The following is a 17,704-nucleotide window of genomic DNA, read 5'->3' on the forward strand; positions in this document are numbered from 1 at the left end:
GCAAATGTACTCATTCGACTATCAGAAAGCGGACGAAGCGAAGGCGGCGGTCGCGGTGCTTTCCGCCAACGGCGACGCCAAGTTCCTCGCGGGCGGCCAAAGCCTCTTGCCGACGATGCGCCTGCGGCTCGCACAGCCCTCGGCGCTCGTCGACGTGACGCGCATCGCGTCGATGAAAAACGTCACGCTCGACGGCGACAAGCTCACGATCGGCGGCGCGGTGTCTCATGCGGCGGTCGCATCGAACGCGGATGTGCAGCGCGCGCTGCCGGGGCTCGCGGATCTCGCGGGACGCATCGGCGATCGACAGGTCCGCGAGCGCGGCACGATCGGCGGCTCGCTCGCCAACGACGATCCGGCGGCGTGCTATCCGTCAGCCGTGCTCGCGCTGAACGCGACGGTCGTGACCGACAGAAGGCGCATCGCCGCGGACGATTTCTTCATCGACATGTACACGACCGCGCTCGAACCCGACGAGCTCATCACGGCCGTCGAGTTTCCGCTGGCCGAGCGCGCGGGCTACGAGAAGTTTCGCAATCCCGCGTCGCACTTCGCGCTCGTCGGCGTGTTCGTCGCGAAGTTCAAGGACGGCGTGCGCGTCGGCGTGACGGGCGCGGCGTCTTCGGTGTTTCGTCCGGCGGAGCTGGAAGCGGCGTTGTCGAAGGACTTTTCGGTGGCATCGGCGCGCGGCGTGACGATCTCGCCCAACGAGCTGAACGCGGACATGCACGCGAGCGCCGAATATCGCGCGCATCTGATTCCGGTGCTCGCGGGCCGCGCGATCGAGCGCGCGATGTCGTTCTAGTCCGCGATGACGGAACAGGCGCCGCAATCCATCGACGAGACGCTCGCGCGCTTGCGCGAGCATCGCTACTTCGCGAACCGCGAGCTCGCGACGGCGCTTTTTCTCGCGCTCAAGATGCAGCGGCCGCTCTTCCTCGAAGGCGAGCCGGGCGTCGGCAAGACCGAACTCGCGAAGGCGGCGGCGGGCTTGTGCGGCACGACGCTGCTGCGCCTGCAATGCTACGAAGGGCTCGATACCGCGAGCGCGCTATACGAGTGGGACTATCCGCGGCAGATCATGGCGCTGCGGCTCGCGGAGGCGTCGGGCGAAACGCCGTCGAACGATTCGCTGTATCGCAGCGAGTTTCTGCTGAAGCGTCCGCTGCTTCAGGCCTTGCTGCCCGATGCGTCGAATCCCGACGCGCGCCGCGTTCTGCTCATCGATGAAATCGACCGCGCCGACGAGCCGTTCGAAGCGTTTCTGCTCGAATTGCTGTCGGACTTTCAGGTGTCGATTCCGGAGTACGGCACGGTGCGCGCGGCGCAACCGCCGCTCGTCGTGATGACGTCGAACCGCACGCGCGAAGTCCACGATGCGTTGAAGCGGCGATGCCTCTATCAGTGGATCGGCTATCCGCAGCGCGATGTCGAACTGGCGATCGTCGCGGCGCGCGCGCCCGAAGCGGGGCAGGCGTTGCAGCAGCGCGCCGTCGCGTTCGTGCACGAGCTGCGCACGCTGGATCTCTTCAAGGCGCCGGGCGTCGCGGAAACGATCGACTGGTGCCGCGCGCTCGCGGCGTTGTCGGTGACGGAACTGGATCCGCAATCGGTGCAGAACACGCTCGGCGTGCTGCTGAAGTATCAGGACGATCTCGCGCGCATGGACGCCGATACGCTCGCGCAATGCCTCGCGGCCACGCCATGACGACCACGATGGAACCGTTCGCGCGCAACGTCGTGCATTTCGTGAGGCTTCTGCGCGGCGCGGGGCTCGGCATGTCGCCGGCGCACGCGGTCGATGCGCTCGACGCGTTGCGCTTCGTCGATCTGAATCGCCGCGACGATGTGCGCGCGACGCTCGCGTGTTTGCTCGTCCACGCGAGCGACGAACGCGACATCTTCGATGCGGCGTTCGATCTTTTCTGGCGCGATCCCGACTGGGAAGGCAAGCTGCGCGCGCTGTTGCTGCCGAAGGTGAAGAGCGGCATGCCGCCGCCGAAGCGCAACAACCGTCTCGCCGATGCGTTGGCGACGCGCGCGGCGGCATCGTCGACAACGCCGCCGCCGGAATCGAAGCCGGAAGAGGCGCACGCGCGCATCACGTTCAGCGCGCAGGAACGCTTGAGCCATCGCGATTTCGACACGCTCAGCGCCGACGAATGGCGCACGCTGCGGCATCAGATTCGCGCGCATCGGATGCCGCTCGCGACGGAACCGACGCGCAGGCTGAAGGCGGGCTCGCGCGGCACGCATGCCGATCTCAAAGCGAGCGCGCGACACGCCGTGCGCTCGGGCGGCGACTGGACCGTGTGGAAATATCGCGCGGCGGTCGAGCGCAGACCGCCGCTCGTGTTGCTGCTCGACATTTCCGGCTCGATGAGCGCGTATTCGCGCGCCGTGCTCTACTTCTGTCACGCGCTATTGCAATCGCGCGAGCGTCTGCAAGTGTTCCTGTTCGGCACGCGGCTCACGAACGCCACGCGCGCCTTGCGCGAACGCGATCCCGATGTCGCCATTGCCGCGCTCGGACAGAACGTCGCGGACTGGTCCGGCGGCACGCGCATCGGCGCGACGCTCGCGGAGTTCAATCGGCGCTGGGCGCGGCGTGTGCTGGCCGGTCGGGCGACGGTGCTGCTCGTCACCGATGGCCTCGATCACGAAGCCATCGACGTGCTCGATGCCGAGATGCAAAGACTCAGGCGTTTCGCGCATCGGCTGGTGTGGCTCAATCCGCTGCTGCGTTTCGCCGATTTCACGCCGCGCGCGCGAGGCGTGCGCGCGATCCTGCCACACGTCGATGCAATGCTCGCGGCACATAACCTCGACAGCCTCGGCGCGGTCGGAGCCGAACTGGCCGCGCTGTCACGGCACACTGGAGACACGAGATGGAACTGACCGAAACACACACGTTGCCGGTGCCGCAGGCGCGCGCGTGGGAAGCGCTGAACGACACGTCGATCCTGAAGGTCTGCATTCCGGGCTGTGACAGCATCGACGCCGATGGCGAGAACGCCTACAACGTCGCGATGACGGCGGCGGTCGGTCCGGTGAAAGCGCGCTTCAAGGGAAGAATGGAGCTGACGAATATCGACGCCCCGCATACTTACACGATCGTCTTCGAAGGGCAGGGCGGCGCGGCCGGCTTCAGCAAGGGCAGCGCGACCGTGAACCTCGAACCCGGCGACGAAGCCGACACGACGAAGCTCAGTTACAGTGCAAACGCGCAGGTCGGCGGCAAGCTTGCGCAGATCGGCTCGCGGCTCGTCGACGGCGCGGCGCGCAAGATCGCGGGAGAGTTCTTCAAGCGATTCAGCGCGCAGCTGCAAGGCGGCCAGGAATCGCAAGTTGCAGCCGCCGACCAAGACGAAAGCGGCGCAGAAGAGAAGGAAAAGGGAAAGAAATCATGGACAGCGTGGATCTCGAAGTCCTGAAGAACAGCGCGCGATGGCTCGAAGAGGGACATCGCGTGCTGCTCGTGACGGTCGTGAAGACATGGGGCTCGTCGCCGAGACCCGAAGGCGCGATGCTCGCCGTGCGTGACGATGGCCACGTCGTCGGTTCGGTGTCGGGAGGATGCATCGAGGACGATCTCATCGATCGCGTGCGGCAGCGGGGCATCGAGCAGACGAAGCCGGAAGCGGTGAAGTACGGCATCAGCGCGGAAGAGGCGCATCGCTTCGGCTTGCCGTGCGGCGGCACGATCCAGCTCGTGCTGGAGCCGCTGACGATGGAAAGCGGCATCTCGGAATTGTGCGCGGCGGTGGAAAGCGGCAGGCTCGTCGCGCGCACGCTCGACATGGCCACGGGCGCGGCGCGCCTCGAACCGGCGCAGGCCACCGACGGCGTGCTCTTCGACGACGCGCATCTGCTGACGATTCACGGCCCGCGTTACCGAATGCTCGTGATCGGCGCGGGGCAGTTGTCGCGCTATCTGTGCAGTATCGCGGTCGGGCTGGATTATCAGGTGACCGTGTGCGATCCGCGCGAGGAATACACGGAAGAGTGGAATGTGCCCGGCACGACGATCGTGCGAACCATGCCCGACGACACGGTCATGGAGATGAAGCTCGACGAACGCTGCGCGGTCATCGCCCTCACGCACGATCCGAAGCTCGACGATCTCGCGCTGATGGAAGCGCTGAAGACGCCCGCGTTCTACGTCGGCGCGCTCGGTTCGCGGCGCAACAACGCGGCGCGGCGCGAGCGTCTGAAGGAGTTCGATCTCAGCGAGGCCGAACTGGCGCGGTTGCATGGGCCGGTAGGCATTTATATCGGCAGCCGGACGCCGCCGGAAATCGCGGTGTCGATTCTCGCGGAAGTCACGGCGGCGAAGAACGGCGTGTCGTTGCCCGAACTGTTGCAGGTGGAAGGCGCGAAAGCGGCGCGCGAGGTTGCCGGAAAAGGCGAAGTCTGCGGCGTCTGATTATTACAAAATCCTGACGAAACGCGGCCCGGACGGGCGCGACGGCTATATAATAATCATTCTCATTTGCGTGGCCAGCTTCGGCTGACGCGCCGCCGTTTCCCTTCAGTTCAACGATTCAATCGAATGCCCGGCAAGTTTTTGACCGGCGATGACCAGCGCGCAGCCGCCCGCGCCGATGCATCGCCCGACTCGCGCTCGTCCGCGAACAAGCGCCACATGAGCCAGCGCGCGCTGCGGGTATGGTCGATCGTGCATCGGTGGACGAGTCTCGTCTGCACGGCGTTCATGTTGCTGCTGTGTCTGACCGGCTTGCCGCTCGTGTTCGGCCACGAACTCGACATCCTCACCGGCGATGCGATCGAAGCGCCAGCGCTGCCTGCATCGCAGGCGAATGCGCGCGCGAGCTACGACGCGGTGTTGCGCGCGGCGCTGACCGAGCATCCGGGCCATGTGCCGCAATACATGATCTGGGAGCCGGACGATCCGCTTTTGCCGGTCGTCGTCACCGCGCCGAAAGCCGACACGCCGCCCGACGATACGCTCAGTACGACCGTCGATGCGCGCACCGCCCAGCCCCTCGGCATGCCGCCCGGCAAAGGCTCGCTCAAGTTCGTGCTGCTGAAGTTGCACGTCGACATGTTCGCCGGGCTCTTCGGCAAGCTCTTTCTCGGCGCGATGGGCGTCGTGTTTCTCGCGGCGATCGTGTCGGGCATCGTCGTGTATCTCCCGTTCTGGCGAAAGGTCGGGCTCGGGCGCGTGCGCCTGAAGAAGAAGCGGCGGATCGTGTGGCTCGACTGGCATAACGCCATCGGCATGTTGACGCTCGCGTGGGCGTTGCTCGTCGGCGCGACGGGTTCGATCAACACGCTCGCCGATCTCATGCTCGAAGCGTGGCGCAACGATCAGCTCGCGCAGATGGTCGCGCCGTATCGTGACAAGCCGCCGGTCGTCGTGCGCGCTTCCATCGACGATGCCGTGAAGACAGCGCAACGCGTCGCGCCCGAGATGATTCCGTCGTTCGTCGCGTTTCCGGGGACGCGCTTCGCGAGCCCGCATCACTATGCCGTGTGGATGCGCGGCGACGGCATTCTGACGACGCGGATCATGCGACCTGTGCTCGTCGATGCATCGACGGGCGCGCTCACCGATTCACGCGAGTTGCCGTGGTATCTGAAGGTGCTGCTCGGCTCGCAGCCGCTGCATTTCGGCGATTTCGGCGGCATGCCGCTGAAGATTTTCTGGGCCGCCTTCGATGTGCTGACGATCGTCGTGCTCGGGAGCGGGCTTTATTTGTGGCTGACGCGGCATAACCCGCGGAAGGGGAAGGGGACGTCGGCCGCGTGATGGACGTCCCGAATCCCTCAAATCAACCCGCAAACAATCGCCGCAATCAGCGACGCCGCCACGATCACCACGCCCGCCGTGCGCTTCTTGTTCAGCTCGGTCCACAGCAGCACGCCGGTAAGCGACAGCAGGATGATGCTGCCCGCGAACGTATCGATGAGCAGCACCCAGCCCACGCTTAGGCCAACGCCCTTGTGCAGGTTGGTCATCATCGCGAGGAAGGTGTTTTCGGTGCGCTTCACCGACACGAAATTGTTGCCGACCCAGTACTCCGCCATCACGCTGCCGCCCGGCGATGCCACCATCACCGACCATTGTTCCGGCTGCATCGTGCTCTTGTCGCCCCAGCCGACCGGATGCGCCGGTTCCTTGCGCGCGCGTCCGAGATTGCCGTCGATCTTCAGTTCCTTCTTCAGCCACGCGCCCATGTCGCGCGGCGACTTGAAGCCTTCGGCGGGCAGCGGCATCTGCATCTGCGAAACCTGCGGCTCGCCGGTCGAAATGCGCAGCGGCGGCGCGCGGTGATTCAGCAGAAAACCCGTCGCGCCGAACAGCAGGCCCAGCAGCGCGCCCCACAAACCGACCCAGCCATGCACCTTGCGCAGCCACTTCAGGAAGGTCGAGCGGCGCGAGCGATTCTTGCGGACGATCTGCTCGGCATCGTCGATGAGACGCCCATGCGGACGGTAATGCGTCGAGCCGCCCGTCGCGGACGGCGGCGTATTGAGGGTTTCAGGCGCGTTCACGCGTCTCTCCAGAATTCGGGCGTTGGCAGGCAAAGCCGCGCCCCGATCGGCTAAACGCGCACGCGCGCGCGGCGATCGATGTCAGGCGGGCAAATGAGAATTGTTATCATTACATGCCGAAAAGCGCTTTTCAACGCTTTGCGATCGCCTGACAGTCCGCGAATGTCACAAAAAATTTCAAACGGGCCAAAGCGGGCCTTCCTGCATTGCGCCGACTTGCTCGCGCAATTCGAGGATTCGGTCTTCCCAGTAACGTTGCGTGTTGAACCACGGGAAGGCGGCGGGAAACGCCGGATCGTTCCAGCGGCGCGCGAGCCACGCCGAATAATGAATCAGCCGCAGCGTGCGCAGCGCTTCGATCAGATGCAGTTCGCGCGGATCGAACTCGCAAAAATCTTCGTAACCGGCGAGCAGATCGGTGAGCGCGCGCGATGCATCCGCGCGTCCGGCGGGCAAGAGCAGCCACAAGTCCTGAATGGCCGGGCCCATGCGGCTGTCGTCGAAATCGACGAAATGCGGGCCCGCGTCGGTCCACAGCACGTTGCTCGGATGACAGTCGCCGTGCAGACGCACGTGCCGCACATCGCCCGCGCGCTCGAAACATTGCGCGACGCCTTCGAGCGCCATCGACACGACGGCTTCCCACGCTTCACGCACATCGGCGGGAACGAAGCCGTGCGTCAGCAGGAACTCGCGCGGTTCATAGCCGAAAGTGTCGATATCGAGCGTCGGCCGCTCGCGATACGGCTCGACCGCGCCCACCGCGTGAATCCGCCCGATGAAGCGCCCGAGCCATTCGAGCGTGTCGCTGCGATCGAGGTCGGGCGCGCGTCCGCCGCGCCGCTCGAAGATGGAGAAGCGAAAGCCGTCGAATTCGTGCAGCGTCGTGCCATCGAGCGCGCGCGCGGGCACGGCCGGAATCTCACGCGCGACGAGACTCGCGACGAACGCGTGCTCTTCGAGAATCGCCGCATTCGACCATCGTTTCGGCCGATAGAACTTCGCGACGATCGGTGCGCCGTCCTCGACGCCCACCTGATAGACGCGGTTTTCGTAGCTGTTGAGCGGCAGCAGGCGGCCATCGGTACGCGCGCCTGCGGGCATCAGCACGCGGTCGACTGCATCGAGTACGCAATCGGGCGTGAGGCCGGAGAAGGGCGGCGCGTCGTCGGCGGGCGCGCCCTGGGAGTCGGGATGGATCGAGTTCATCCCGGCATTGTGCCGCAATGCGGCGCGTCGCTTCTCAGTGCACGACCGTGTTCGACGGGCGCACGACATCGCCCGTATCGATCAGGTCTTCGAGAAAGAACGGCTCGGTATTGAGCAGTTTGGTTACGCCAGGCTCGCCCGCGTACCAGGCGACCATGGCCATGTCGCCGAGAATGCGCATCACGATGCCGCGCGCGCCCTGAGGCACGGCAATATGCACGGAGCGGACAATCGAACCGATTTGCATGATGAATCCCCGTTTCAACGCCGGCTGGGATTGAAGCGCCGGTCATATGTTTTCACCAAGCACAGGCTTTTCACGGCTCGTGCACCAGACAATCGCCGCGTCGCTGTTGCGGGAAGCGCGACACGCGCGGCTTTCATGAACGATTGTGCTCTAACTTTAGCGCATGGCGGCGCGTCGGCGCGACGCCATTCGCTTCGTTATGTTGCCGATCGCAGACGAATAGCAGCAATTAATGGGCTACGTGGCCGGATCGCGGCTTGCTTATCAGGCAAAACCCTGAGGATCGGCGTATCGTCGAGAGTTTTTTCAGCAGAGACTTCATTCGTGGATGCTAACGCAAACCGGGCCGCCGATGCCGCTCCGTATCTCGAACGCGGCTCGCGCGCCTATTGGCGTGCTTCGCTCGCGTTGCTGTTCGCCGGTTATGCGACTTTCTCGCTGCTCTACTGCGTGCAGCCGTTGCTTCCCGAGTTCACGAAGGCGTTCGGCGTCAGTCCGGCGGTCAGCGCGCTCGCGGTGTCGGTGAGCACGGCGGCGTTGGCGATCGCCATCTTCATCGCGGGATTCGTCTCGGAAAGCTGGAGCCGTCATCGGCTGATGACGCTTTCGCTGCTCGCGTCGTCGGTGCTGACGGTGATCGCCGCCGTGCTGCCGGACTGGCACGCGCTGCTCGTCGTGCGCGCGCTCGAAGGCTTCGCGCTCGGCGGCGTGCCCGCGGTCGCGATGGCGTATCTCGCGGAGGAAGTGCATCCCGAAGGCCTCGGTCTCGCGATGGGACTCTACGTCGGCGGGACGGCCATCGGCGGCATGGCCGGGCGCGTGATCAGCGGCATCCTCGCCGATCTTTTCGGCTGGCGCGTCGCGATCGGCGGAATCGGGCTGCTGGGTCTGCTCGCCACGCTCGCGTTCCGCTCGCTGCTGCCGCCGTCGCGACGCTTCAAGCCGCGGCGCGGCGTCGGGTTCGCGCATCATCGGCGCTCGCTCGGCGGGCATCTGCGGCATCGCGGTTTGCCGTTTCTGTTTCTCATCGGCTTCGTGCTGATGGGCAGTTTCGTCACGCTTTACAACTACGTCGGATATCGGTTGCTGGGCGCGCCGTTCGAACTGAATCAGACGCAGATCGGCGCGATCTTCACCGTGTATTTGACGGGCGTGGTCGCGTCGCCGTGGTCCGGCAAGATGGCCGATGTCTTCGGGCGCGGCCGCGTGCTGATCGCAAGCCTGGTGCTGATGATGCTCGGCATCGCGTTGACCTTGTCGAACGCGCTGCCGGTGATCATTGCGGGTATCGCGTGCCTGACGTTCGGCTTCTTCGCAGGGCACTCGGTCGCGAGCGGCTGGGTCGGACGGCTCGCGATGCAAGCGAAAGGCCAGGCGGCCGCGCTCTATCTGCTCGCGTATTACATAGGGTCGAGTCTGATCGGATCGTACGGAGGGCACTTCTGGACCGCATTCGGATGGAAGGGCGTCGCCGGGTTGATCGGCGCGCTGCTGCTCGTCGGGATCGCGGGCGCCGTGCATCTGAACCGGCGCGAGCACGCTGTCGTCTGAACAATCGAAAGCCGATTGAAATAAGCCGAAGCTAAGGGTTTTTCCGCGTCCGCTTAAAAATAGGTGCCTGCAAGTCCTTGTCGCGCAAGGCTTTCGTACGTTTTCGTGGTTTGCCGTCGTACGAAGTTGGGCTAACGCCTTCGTTGGCGCGGCCTATACTCGAATCGTCGATGCAGCTTTTCACACGCGACGATAAAGCCAGAAGCAGGACGATGGGAGACGCACCATGACGACGTATTTCACGATCGGCGACTTCATTCTGATCATCCCGATGGCGCTCGCTGGCGCGCTGTTCCTCGGGGCCATTCCCTGCGCGACGCATCTGAGAAACAACGTACTGCGCGTGTTCGGCGCATTGCTCGGTGTGCTCGCCGCCTTTCTGCTCGTCGAAGGATTGCCCGCGCTGATATAGCAAGCGCGCCGTTCAGGGCGCGCTTGCGAAAGGTGCTTCTATTACAGATGAGCGCCGAGGAAGGTCAGCGTGCGTCCGTGCGCGAGCGCCGACGCCTTCCCGTTATACGACGCGCGATCGCCGCAGTTGAAGCCGTGGTCGGCTTGCGCGTAGACATACAGTTCCGAATCCTCGCGGCCCGCGAACTTCTGACGGACGGCATCGACGGCATCGGCGGGAATGTGCGCGTCGAGTTCGCCGTAATGGAACTGCATCGGCACCTTGACCTGATCGGCCTTGTCGAGCGCGTTCTGAATGCCGCCGCCGTAATAGGCCACCGCCGTATCCACCGAACCCTCGGCCGCCGCGAGATACGCGAGCCGGCCGCCGAAGCAATAGCCGATCGCCGCGATCTTGCCCGTCACTTCGGGCAGCGCGCGCAGCGCTTTCGCAGCCGCGCCGACGTCCGCGACAGCGGCATCGAGCTTGGTCTTTTGCAGCAGTTCCATCGCCTTTTCGCGATCCGCGCCTTCGTAACCCAGCTCGACGCGCGGCTGCGTGCGCCAGAAAACATCGGGTGCGAGGGCGACGTAGCCATCGGCGGCGTATTGATCCGCGACGCTGCGAATGTGGCCGTTCACGCCGAAGATCTCCTGCAGGATGATCACGGCGGGTCCGGTGCCCGTCTTCGGCAGCGCGAGATAGCCTTGGAAGCTGCCGCCATCGGCCGGAATGTCGATCCAGCGTGAAGTCGTGGAAACGGTCACGTCAAACTCCTTGTGTGTGGGAATGCAGGCGTGTGAGTTTGCCAGCTTTCCCTTTCAGTCGCCCTGAACGCCCGCGGGCCCTCTGGCACGCGCTTTGACGCGCAGCCGGTTTTTAGAGGCGCCGATCTAAACGCCAGCTAAAAACAGTCATTAAAAAACAGGCTAATGGTGCCGATGGGCAGGGATTATCGGCGCGCGTCTGCCGGACTCGAATGACGGCCAAACCTTTGCGCGCCGATGTCGCGCAAACCCGCATGCACAGGGCTTCTTCACGCGAACGCCACCACAAACGGCGGCGCATCACAACTGGCCGTTAATTGGTAGTGACACCACTATCTTAAAAAACTTCCCTAAATTAATTTGACAACCCTACACTTGCGCGCAGTGCGGATGGCGGCTGCCACGAACGGCCTGCCGGAAGGACTTGCCAAGTGCATGACGATGCATCCGGCGTGGTCGTCCACGGGACTGAGCGATCGTGATGAAAGACGGGGCACAGGGCGATTACGTTGTTTTTGGGACCGAAACTGGAGACTTACATGAACACCAAGCTTCACAAACTGTTGCCGATCAGCGCCGCAGCCGTGCTCTTCGCGACGTTGGCAACGTCCGCAACAGCCGACCAGGTCGTCAAGATCGGTCACGTCGCTCCGCTGACCGGCGGCATTGCTCACCTGGGCAAGGATAACGAAAACGGCGCGCGGCTCGCAGTCGAAGAGATCAACGCCAAGGGCCTGACGATCAACGGCCAGAAGGTCACGCTCGAACTCGACGCGCAAGACGACGCGGCCGACCCGCGCACGGCGACGCAAGTCGCGCAGAAGCTTGTCGACGACAAGGTCGTGGGCGTCGTCGGTCACCTGAACTCCGGCACGTCGATCCCGGCGTCGAAGATTTATAGCGACGCGGGCATCGTGCAGATTTCCCCGTCGGCGACGAACCCGACCTACACGCAGCAAGGCTTCAAGACGACGTACCGCGTCGTCGCGACCGATGCGCAGCAAGGTCCGGCGCTCGCCAACTACGCCGCGAAGAACCTGAAGGTGAAGAGCGTCGCCGTGGTGGACGACTCGACGGCATACGGCCAGGGTCTCGCAAACGAGTTCGAAAAGACCGCCAAGTCGCTCGGCCTGAAGGTGATCTCGCACGACGCGACCAACGACAAGGCCGTCGACTTCCGCGCGATTCTGACGAAGATCAAGGGTGAGAACCCCGACGCCGTGATGTACGGCGGCATGGACGCAACCGGCGGCCCGTTCGCCAAGCAAGCCAAGCAGCTCGGCCTGCGCGCCAAGGTTCTCGCGGGCGACGGCGTCTGCACGGAAAAGCTGTCGGATCTCGCAGGCGATGCGACCGACAACGTCGTGTGCTCGGAAGCGGGCATGGCGCTCGAGAAGATGGACGGCGGCAAGCAGTTCGCGGAGAAGTTCCAGAAGCGCTTCGGCCAGCCGATCCAGATCTACGCGCCGTTCACGTATGACGCGGTGTACATCATCGTCGACGCGATGAAGCGCGCCAACTCGACCGATCCGGCGAAGATCGTCGCCGCGATGCCGAACACGGACTACAAGGGCGTGATCGGCGAGACGACCTTCGATTCGAAGGGCGATCTGAAGCACGGCGTGATCTCGCTGTACAACTACAAGGGCGGCAAGAAGACGCTGCTCGACGTCGTGAAGATGTAATTTCCTTCGGACTTCTCGAAGTCCAGAGAAGCGCGCGGTTCCGAACGGACCGCGCGCTTTTTCATATCTTCCAGCGCCGGAGAATGCGCGGTCCGATGAGCGTGATGACGAAGCAGCACGCCGCGACGACGCACAGCCCGATCGGCAGATTGCTGACCTGTGCAACGCCGCCGATCAACACCGGCCCGAGCAGCAGCCCGAAATACGCGAGGCCCGCGACCTGCGCGAGCCCTTCCGCGGGCGTCACGCCCTCGACGCGCGCCGCTGCTGCGAACAGCACCGGCATCATGTTCGCGAGGCCCAAGCCCATCAGCGTGAAGCCGGTCATCGTGACGATGGTGTTCGGCAGCAAGAGCGCCATCACCATGCCGATGAACGCAAGCCCCGCGCTGCCGAAGATCAGTTGCGGCGCGCCGAAACGCGCGCGCACCGCGTCGCCGCCGAAGCGGCCTGCCGCCATGCCGCCCGAGAACGCGGCGTAAGCGGCGCTCGACACCGACGGCGTGGCTTCGACGACATCGCGCATATATACAGTGGCCCAGTCGTACATCGCGCCTTCCGCGATCAGCGCGACGAGCGCGAGGCCGCCGAGCGCCCACAGCGCGCCCGAGCGCCAGCGATTCGATGACGACGCCTTCGCGTGCTCGTCGTGATGCGGAACGTGCGGCAGCACGGCGGGCATCGATACGAGCAGTACGAGCAGGCTCACACCGGAAGCGAGCGCGAGATGCGCCGCCGGCGCGAGTCCGTGCGCGAGCAATGCGCCGCCCGCGGCCGCGCCCGCCATCCCGCCGATGCTGAACATGCCATGCAGCGACGACATGATCGGCTGCGCCAGAGCCTGCTCGACCGCGCTGGCCTCGGCGTTCATCGCGACATCGAGCGTCGCCATGCCGAAGCCGAAAATCGCGAGCACGACGAGCAGCATCCAGTAAGAAGGCGTCACGAGGATCAGCGAGCCGCAGATCATCATCGTGATGCCGCCCGCCATGCACGCGGTGCGCGTGCCGGCGCGCGCGATCCACGATCCGGCGGTGAGCATCGCGAAGATCGAGCCGCCCGCGACCGCCAGCAACGCGAACGAGAGCATGCCGGGACTGAGTGCGAACTTGTCGCGCACGGTGGGAACGTGCACGCCCCAGGAGGCGTACATCATGCCCGCGATGAAGAAGACGGCCATCGTCGCGTAGCGCGCGCGTACGCGTGTGGCATGCGGAAGAGTGCGATGTAGCGCGAGCGTCGGATTGGATTCGCAGGCGGCGGAGGCAGTGGTCGAATCGGACACGAATGAAATCGTTCTTTGAAGTTGCGCGGGATGCGATGACAACCGGACATGTTGCCATCGAACGCGAAGGCTTTCGATTCTATCGAACGGCCAGGCGACACGCTCGGACCTGCTGCATTACCATCGTCCGACCATTCACCCACGCAGGAGGCCCGGATGAACATCCCGTCGCAAGCGCCGCTGCATCTGCTGCATCGCGTCTCCGAAGGCACGCTCGCCACGCTTACCCGCGAGCCGCGCGGCTTTCCCTATCCGACGGCGCTGCCGTTCGCGCCGACCGAGCGCCATGTGCCGATGGTGCTCATCAGCCATCTCGCCGAGCACACGCGCAATCTTCAGGCCGATGCGCGCGCGGGGTTTCTGGTTTCCCACGCGGCGGATGGCGGCGTGCTGGAAGGCCAGCGCCTGACGATGCTCGGCAGTTTCGCGCCCGCCGCGCCCGAAGATCGCGAAGAGCTCGCGCGGCGCTATTTGCGGTATCACCCGGATGCGGCACGCTATCTGGAACTCGGCGATTTTTCCTTCTGGGTGATGTCGCTCGAGCGCATGCGTTATATAGGCGGATTCGGCGCGATGGGATGGCTCGGCGGAGAAGAACTGGATTCGCTGCCGCCGCTTTCGGCGGACGACGAATCGTCGTTATGCAAATATTTCGATGCTTACAGCGGCCGTCCGGAGAATCTCGGATTATTGGGGATAGACCGGTACGGCTGCGATTTGCTGCTCGCCGACATCCGCAATCGTTTTACATTCGATTACCCGAAACTGACGAACGAGGATTTGAAGGCCGCGGTTATCGATTGTTTTGAGCGTCAACGTAATATTTGAACGAGATAAATCCGAGACGTTGCGACCCGATTTCAACCGCATGGAACGCGCTGCAGAGCGGCTTTTTCGTGGCAAGTTGCCATCTCATGAAACTTTGCGACTGACTCGTTTGTCTTTGTTTTCATCCGATGCCATCGTCGAGTCGTCGTCGCGACTGGCAGAGCTTTTTAAGTCCGAAGAGCGAACAAGCGAACCTTCTGAGCTTTCGGCAATTGTTACGAAGAAAATTGCTAAACTTTTAATAAGTGGCGATTCGCACATGCCGCGTTATTGGGAACTGTGTTAATCTGCGTGCCAGTCCGAGGCTATACTGATAACTGAAAGCGAGCGCGCCGATTCGCAAGTCAGCAAACCACTTAGGGAATTGCCATGCCTTCATACAAGGAACTCCTCGCACAACGCGAGTCTCTCGAACGTCAGATTGAAGAAGCGAAGTCGCGCGAATACGCGGAAGTGCTTAATGAGATCAAGCAGAAAATGTCGGATTATGGCATCACGCTTCAGGAACTGGCTGGCGGCCGTGGCGCAAAAGGCGCGAAGGCCGCGCGCAGCCGCTCGGGCGTGGCGCCGAAATATCGCGATCCCGAAAGTGGCAGCACGTGGTCGGGTCGCGGCAAGCCGCCGAAGTGGATCGCCGGGCAGGATCGGGATAATTTTCTGATCGGCAAGTAATTGCAAAGCATCAATCGATGCATTCGAAGAGCCGCGTTACGTGACGCGGCTTTTTCATTTGTGCGATCAGATGAACGGTGTTTCGTCATTTGCCGAAGTTCGAAGACCGGAGACACATTACATCGCGCTTGCGTCAACAGCGCGCAGGCCGAAAACCGGGACGTCTCCTGAAGGAATATTGCGCCAGATAGTGGACTTGCGGCAACTCGGATCATCGTGGTTCTGCCGTCGAATTTCGGCATTAATTTCCTCGGCGGATTGCTGTTCACGGTTCGCGCCGCAATGCCGGCTCGCGAGCGAACCGGGATCGCCAACCATCAGGATATTTCGCCCGTATCAGGCCGGGCGTGCTGGGTAGTTTGATTTTTATCGACTGGCTGAAAGGGAATTGGATGCGCGTTCGCCCATTGCATTACAAGGCTCTTCCAACGGACGCACCGATTCCGCGCGCTGGAACTAACGGTCCAAGCGCGCATTAGAAACGCGGCGCTAAACGCAATCCGTCAGAGCGGCAATTGCGTGTCGAACTTGATCTCTCGGAGCACAACGCTCGTTCGCACCTGAGCGACGGCAGGAATCTTGAAGATGCGATCGTGGAGAAAGGCGTCGTAAGCCTTGATATCGGGCGCGACGATCTTGAGGATGTAATCGGATTCGCCGGTCGTGCTATAGCACTCGGTGACTTCCGGGCAAGTGGCGATTTCGCGTTCGAATTGCTCGACGCCGCCTTCCGTATGCCGTGTCAAATGAATATGCGCGAGCGCGCAGACATGCAGACCGAGCTTTTCGCGATCGAGCAGCGCGGTATAGCGCTGAATGACGCCCGATTGCTCCATGTCCTTGATGCGACGCCAGCACGGCGTGCTCGACAAGCCGACCTGGTCGGAGATTTCCTGAACGGAGCGGCGTGCGTCCAGCTGCAGGAGACGCAAGATTTTTTGTGAGAATGTATCGAGAGTCAACTGCGCCTCCGTTCGGTCGCGATTTGACTCTCATAGTAGAGGCGTCGAAAAAGAAACGCAATGCAAACGCGCCCGCACTGAGGGAGTTTCCCTAACTCCCCCGCCTCAGGGCGCGGTTTTACCTTCAGTGTCGTCGCCGGATTCCTTCGCAAGCCTGGCCAGCTTCTCCTGCGAGATCCGCAGGTCGGCCAGCATGTTGCAAAAGAGTGCGCCTTGCTCGATAGCATCGTCCAGCGCGACGTGCGTATGCGGCAGCTCGTCGAACCAGTGTTTCGGCAGACGCGGCTTGATGGCCTTGCGATACGGCAGGCCGGTCATCGCGAAGGCGAGCGTCTTGATGTCGAGCGCCGACCACGAAAACGGGCAGCGCTCGGCAAAGCGCATCATGTACCAGAACATATGCGTGAAGTCGAAGCCCGCCGGATACGCGACGAACACGGGCTTGCCGGGCAGCGCTTCCACCCATTCGACATAGGCCGGCAAGGCTATTTCCGGCTTCTGCAGATCCTTGCGGCATGCGGCCCACGCGTCGGGCTGCGTCTTCCACCAAGCCGCCTGAACCGGATGCGGCGTCGCGCCCTCGAGCGTTTCGAGATTCGCGGAGAAGGTGCCGATGAGCTGCTTGTCCGCGGTGTAGGCCGCGGACGCGAAGCTCAGCATCGAATGCGGTCCGGGAATCGGGCCATCGGCCTCGACATCGGTGCTGACGTAGATTTCGGGAATTGCGTTCACGCTGTCGCACCCGTTGCCGCGCCGTCGCGCACGAAAGGATTGCTGCGCCGTTCCTCGCCGAACGTCGATGCCGGGCCGTGTCCGGGAACGAAGGTGACATCGTCGCCGAGCGGCCAGAGCTTTTCGCGGATCGAGCGGATGAGTTCCGCGTGATTGCCGCGCGGGAAATCGGTCCGGCCGATCGAACCGGCGAACAGGACGTCGCCGACGAACGCCAGATTGTGCTCCCGACTGAAAAATACGACGTGACCCGGCGTGTGGCCCGGGCAGAAATAGACTTCCATCGACTCGTTGCCGAACTGCACGGCGTCGCCGTCGTCGAGCCAGCGTTCCGGCGTAAAGGCTTCGGCGTTCGAAAAACCGAAGCGCTGAGTCTGCGCGGGCAACTGATCGATCCAGAACGCATCTTCGCGATGCGGTCCCTCTATTTGTATACCGTAATGGTCCGCGAGCGCCTTGGCGCCGCCGCAATGATCGAGATGGCCGTGCGTGAGAAGAATCTTGTCGACGGTCACGCCTTGGCGTTCGACTTCCGCGATGATGCGTCCGATGTCGCCACCCGGATCGACGATGGCGGCGCGCTGGGTCGCTTCGCAGATCACGATCGAGCAGTTTTGCTGAAAGGGCGTTACGGGAACGAGAATGACTTTCATATGACTGACGTCGATGCGCGCGGGCCTGTAAAAACGTTCATTGTACCGGTGCGACCACGGGTCCGACGGCAGCGCGCGCCGCGACGGCGTTGCTCAAAAAAGCGGCAATTCTTACGCTCATAGCGAAAATCAATGACAATTCGATGGGTCCGATGAGCCGGACCACGGTTTTTTTGTATAATGGCACTACTTGTGCATGGATC

Annotated in this window: 20 protein-coding genes; 11 read left to right on the top strand and 9 right to left on the bottom strand. The window is 63.2% G+C overall.

What is annotated here, in order from left to right:
* The first annotated feature begins 4 nt into the window (after window positions 1-4).
* The 6 genes from QCE49_RS13840 (at window position 5) to QCE49_RS13865 (ending at window position 5,773) form a co-directional block, all read left to right on the top strand.
* On the top strand, window positions 5-805 hold the full coding sequence (locus QCE49_RS13840) for a xanthine dehydrogenase family protein subunit M (RefSeq protein ID WP_008352333.1): 801 nt from the start codon (window positions 5-7) through the stop codon (window positions 803-805).
* A 6-nt stretch (window positions 806-811) separates the two neighbouring features.
* Window positions 812-1,708, top strand: coding sequence for a MoxR family ATPase (locus QCE49_RS13845; protein ID WP_008352332.1), 897 nt, complete (start codon window positions 812-814; stop codon window positions 1,706-1,708).
* A complete protein-coding gene (locus QCE49_RS13850) occupies window positions 1,705-2,898 on the top strand; it encodes a VWA domain-containing protein (RefSeq protein WP_033536462.1) in 1,194 nt (397 codons plus the stop codon). The genes QCE49_RS13845 and QCE49_RS13850 overlap by 4 nt, the downstream gene beginning before the upstream one ends.
* Window positions 2,889-3,434: a CoxG family protein gene (locus QCE49_RS13855; protein ID WP_250457072.1), complete on the top strand. Its 546-nt coding sequence runs from the start codon at window positions 2,889-2,891 to the stop codon at window positions 3,432-3,434. Before QCE49_RS13850 ends, QCE49_RS13855 begins: the two co-directional genes overlap by 10 nt.
* A complete protein-coding gene (locus tag QCE49_RS13860; protein ID WP_175979682.1) occupies window positions 3,407-4,426 on the top strand; it encodes an XdhC family protein in 1,020 nt (339 codons plus the stop codon). The genes QCE49_RS13855 and QCE49_RS13860 overlap by 28 nt, the downstream gene beginning before the upstream one ends.
* Before the next feature lie 126 nt (window positions 4,427-4,552).
* Window positions 4,553-5,773 (top strand): PepSY domain-containing protein, encoded by a 1,221-nt coding sequence (locus QCE49_RS13865; protein WP_250457071.1) that lies wholly within the window; start codon window positions 4,553-4,555, stop codon window positions 5,771-5,773.
* Between the two features lie 17 nt (window positions 5,774-5,790).
* Here QCE49_RS13865 and QCE49_RS13870 read toward each other — a convergent pair whose 3' ends face one another.
* The 3 genes from QCE49_RS13870 to QCE49_RS13880 form a co-directional block, all read right to left on the bottom strand.
* Complete coding sequence (locus QCE49_RS13870; RefSeq protein ID WP_239294358.1) at window positions 5,791-6,519, bottom strand: PepSY-associated TM helix domain-containing protein; 729 nt, start codon at window positions 6,517-6,519, stop codon at window positions 5,791-5,793.
* 177 nt (window positions 6,520-6,696) lie between these two features.
* Window positions 6,697-7,728 (bottom strand): serine/threonine protein kinase, encoded by a 1,032-nt coding sequence (locus QCE49_RS13875; RefSeq protein ID WP_239294357.1) that lies wholly within the window; start codon window positions 7,726-7,728, stop codon window positions 6,697-6,699.
* Window positions 7,729-7,762: 34 nt separating this feature from the next.
* Window positions 7,763-7,975 (bottom strand): hypothetical protein, encoded by a 213-nt coding sequence (locus tag QCE49_RS13880; protein ID WP_008352308.1) that lies wholly within the window; start codon window positions 7,973-7,975, stop codon window positions 7,763-7,765.
* A 324-nt stretch (window positions 7,976-8,299) separates the two neighbouring features.
* Here QCE49_RS13880 and QCE49_RS13885 point away from each other — a divergent pair, with 324 nt between their 5' ends.
* The gene (locus tag QCE49_RS13885; RefSeq protein WP_250457070.1) at window positions 8,300-9,526 is read left to right on the top strand and encodes an MFS transporter; all 1,227 of its coding nucleotides are present in this window, start codon (window positions 8,300-8,302) and stop codon (window positions 9,524-9,526) included.
* A 226-nt stretch (window positions 9,527-9,752) separates the two neighbouring features.
* Window positions 9,753-9,938, top strand: a complete 186-nt coding sequence (locus QCE49_RS13890; RefSeq protein ID WP_008352305.1) for a hypothetical protein — start codon at window positions 9,753-9,755, stop codon at window positions 9,936-9,938.
* 41 nt (window positions 9,939-9,979) lie between these two features.
* On the opposite strand, the gene QCE49_RS13895 is transcribed toward QCE49_RS13890, so the two are convergent.
* Complete coding sequence (locus tag QCE49_RS13895; protein ID WP_008352303.1) at window positions 9,980-10,684, bottom strand: dienelactone hydrolase family protein; 705 nt, start codon at window positions 10,682-10,684, stop codon at window positions 9,980-9,982.
* Window positions 10,685-11,223: 539 nt separating this feature from the next.
* On the opposite strand from QCE49_RS13895, the gene QCE49_RS13900 reads away from it, so the two are divergent.
* Complete coding sequence (locus QCE49_RS13900; protein ID WP_250457069.1) at window positions 11,224-12,369, top strand: branched-chain amino acid ABC transporter substrate-binding protein; 1,146 nt, start codon at window positions 11,224-11,226, stop codon at window positions 12,367-12,369.
* A gap of 61 nt (window positions 12,370-12,430) precedes the next feature.
* Here QCE49_RS13900 and QCE49_RS13905 read toward each other — a convergent pair whose 3' ends face one another.
* Entirely contained in the window at window positions 12,431-13,654 is a 1,224-nt protein-coding gene (locus QCE49_RS13905; RefSeq protein ID WP_250435383.1) for an MFS transporter, read from the bottom strand.
* Between the two features lie 156 nt (window positions 13,655-13,810).
* Here QCE49_RS13905 and QCE49_RS13910 point away from each other — a divergent pair, with 156 nt between their 5' ends.
* Together QCE49_RS13910 and QCE49_RS13915 are read left to right on the top strand one after the other, a co-directional pair.
* The gene (locus tag QCE49_RS13910) at window positions 13,811-14,482 is read left to right on the top strand and encodes a HugZ family protein (protein ID WP_250435384.1); all 672 of its coding nucleotides are present in this window, start codon (window positions 13,811-13,813) and stop codon (window positions 14,480-14,482) included.
* A gap of 369 nt (window positions 14,483-14,851) precedes the next feature.
* Entirely contained in the window at window positions 14,852-15,154 is a 303-nt protein-coding gene (locus tag QCE49_RS13915; protein WP_008352299.1) for an H-NS family nucleoid-associated regulatory protein, read from the top strand.
* A 117-nt stretch (window positions 15,155-15,271) separates the two neighbouring features.
* Here QCE49_RS13915 and QCE49_RS13920 read toward each other — a convergent pair whose 3' ends face one another.
* From QCE49_RS13920 to QCE49_RS13935, 4 genes are all read right to left on the bottom strand, one after another.
* Complete coding sequence (locus tag QCE49_RS13920; protein WP_250457068.1) at window positions 15,272-15,472, bottom strand: hypothetical protein; 201 nt, start codon at window positions 15,470-15,472, stop codon at window positions 15,272-15,274.
* Window positions 15,473-15,657: 185 nt separating this feature from the next.
* Window positions 15,658-16,116, bottom strand: a complete 459-nt coding sequence (locus tag QCE49_RS13925; protein WP_008352298.1) for an Lrp/AsnC family transcriptional regulator — start codon at window positions 16,114-16,116, stop codon at window positions 15,658-15,660.
* Window positions 16,117-16,221: 105 nt separating this feature from the next.
* A complete protein-coding gene (locus tag QCE49_RS13930) occupies window positions 16,222-16,848 on the bottom strand; it encodes an exonuclease (RefSeq protein ID WP_175979687.1) in 627 nt (208 codons plus the stop codon).
* Entirely contained in the window at window positions 16,845-17,501 is a 657-nt protein-coding gene (locus tag QCE49_RS13935; RefSeq protein WP_250457067.1) for an MBL fold metallo-hydrolase, read from the bottom strand. The genes QCE49_RS13930 and QCE49_RS13935 overlap by 4 nt, the downstream gene beginning before the upstream one ends.
* Between the last annotated feature and the right edge of the window lie 203 nt (window positions 17,502-17,704).

The sequence above is a fragment of the Caballeronia sp. LZ008 genome, from assembly GCF_031451435.1.
Taxonomy (GTDB): Bacteria; Pseudomonadota; Gammaproteobacteria; order Burkholderiales; family Burkholderiaceae; genus Caballeronia; species Caballeronia zhejiangensis.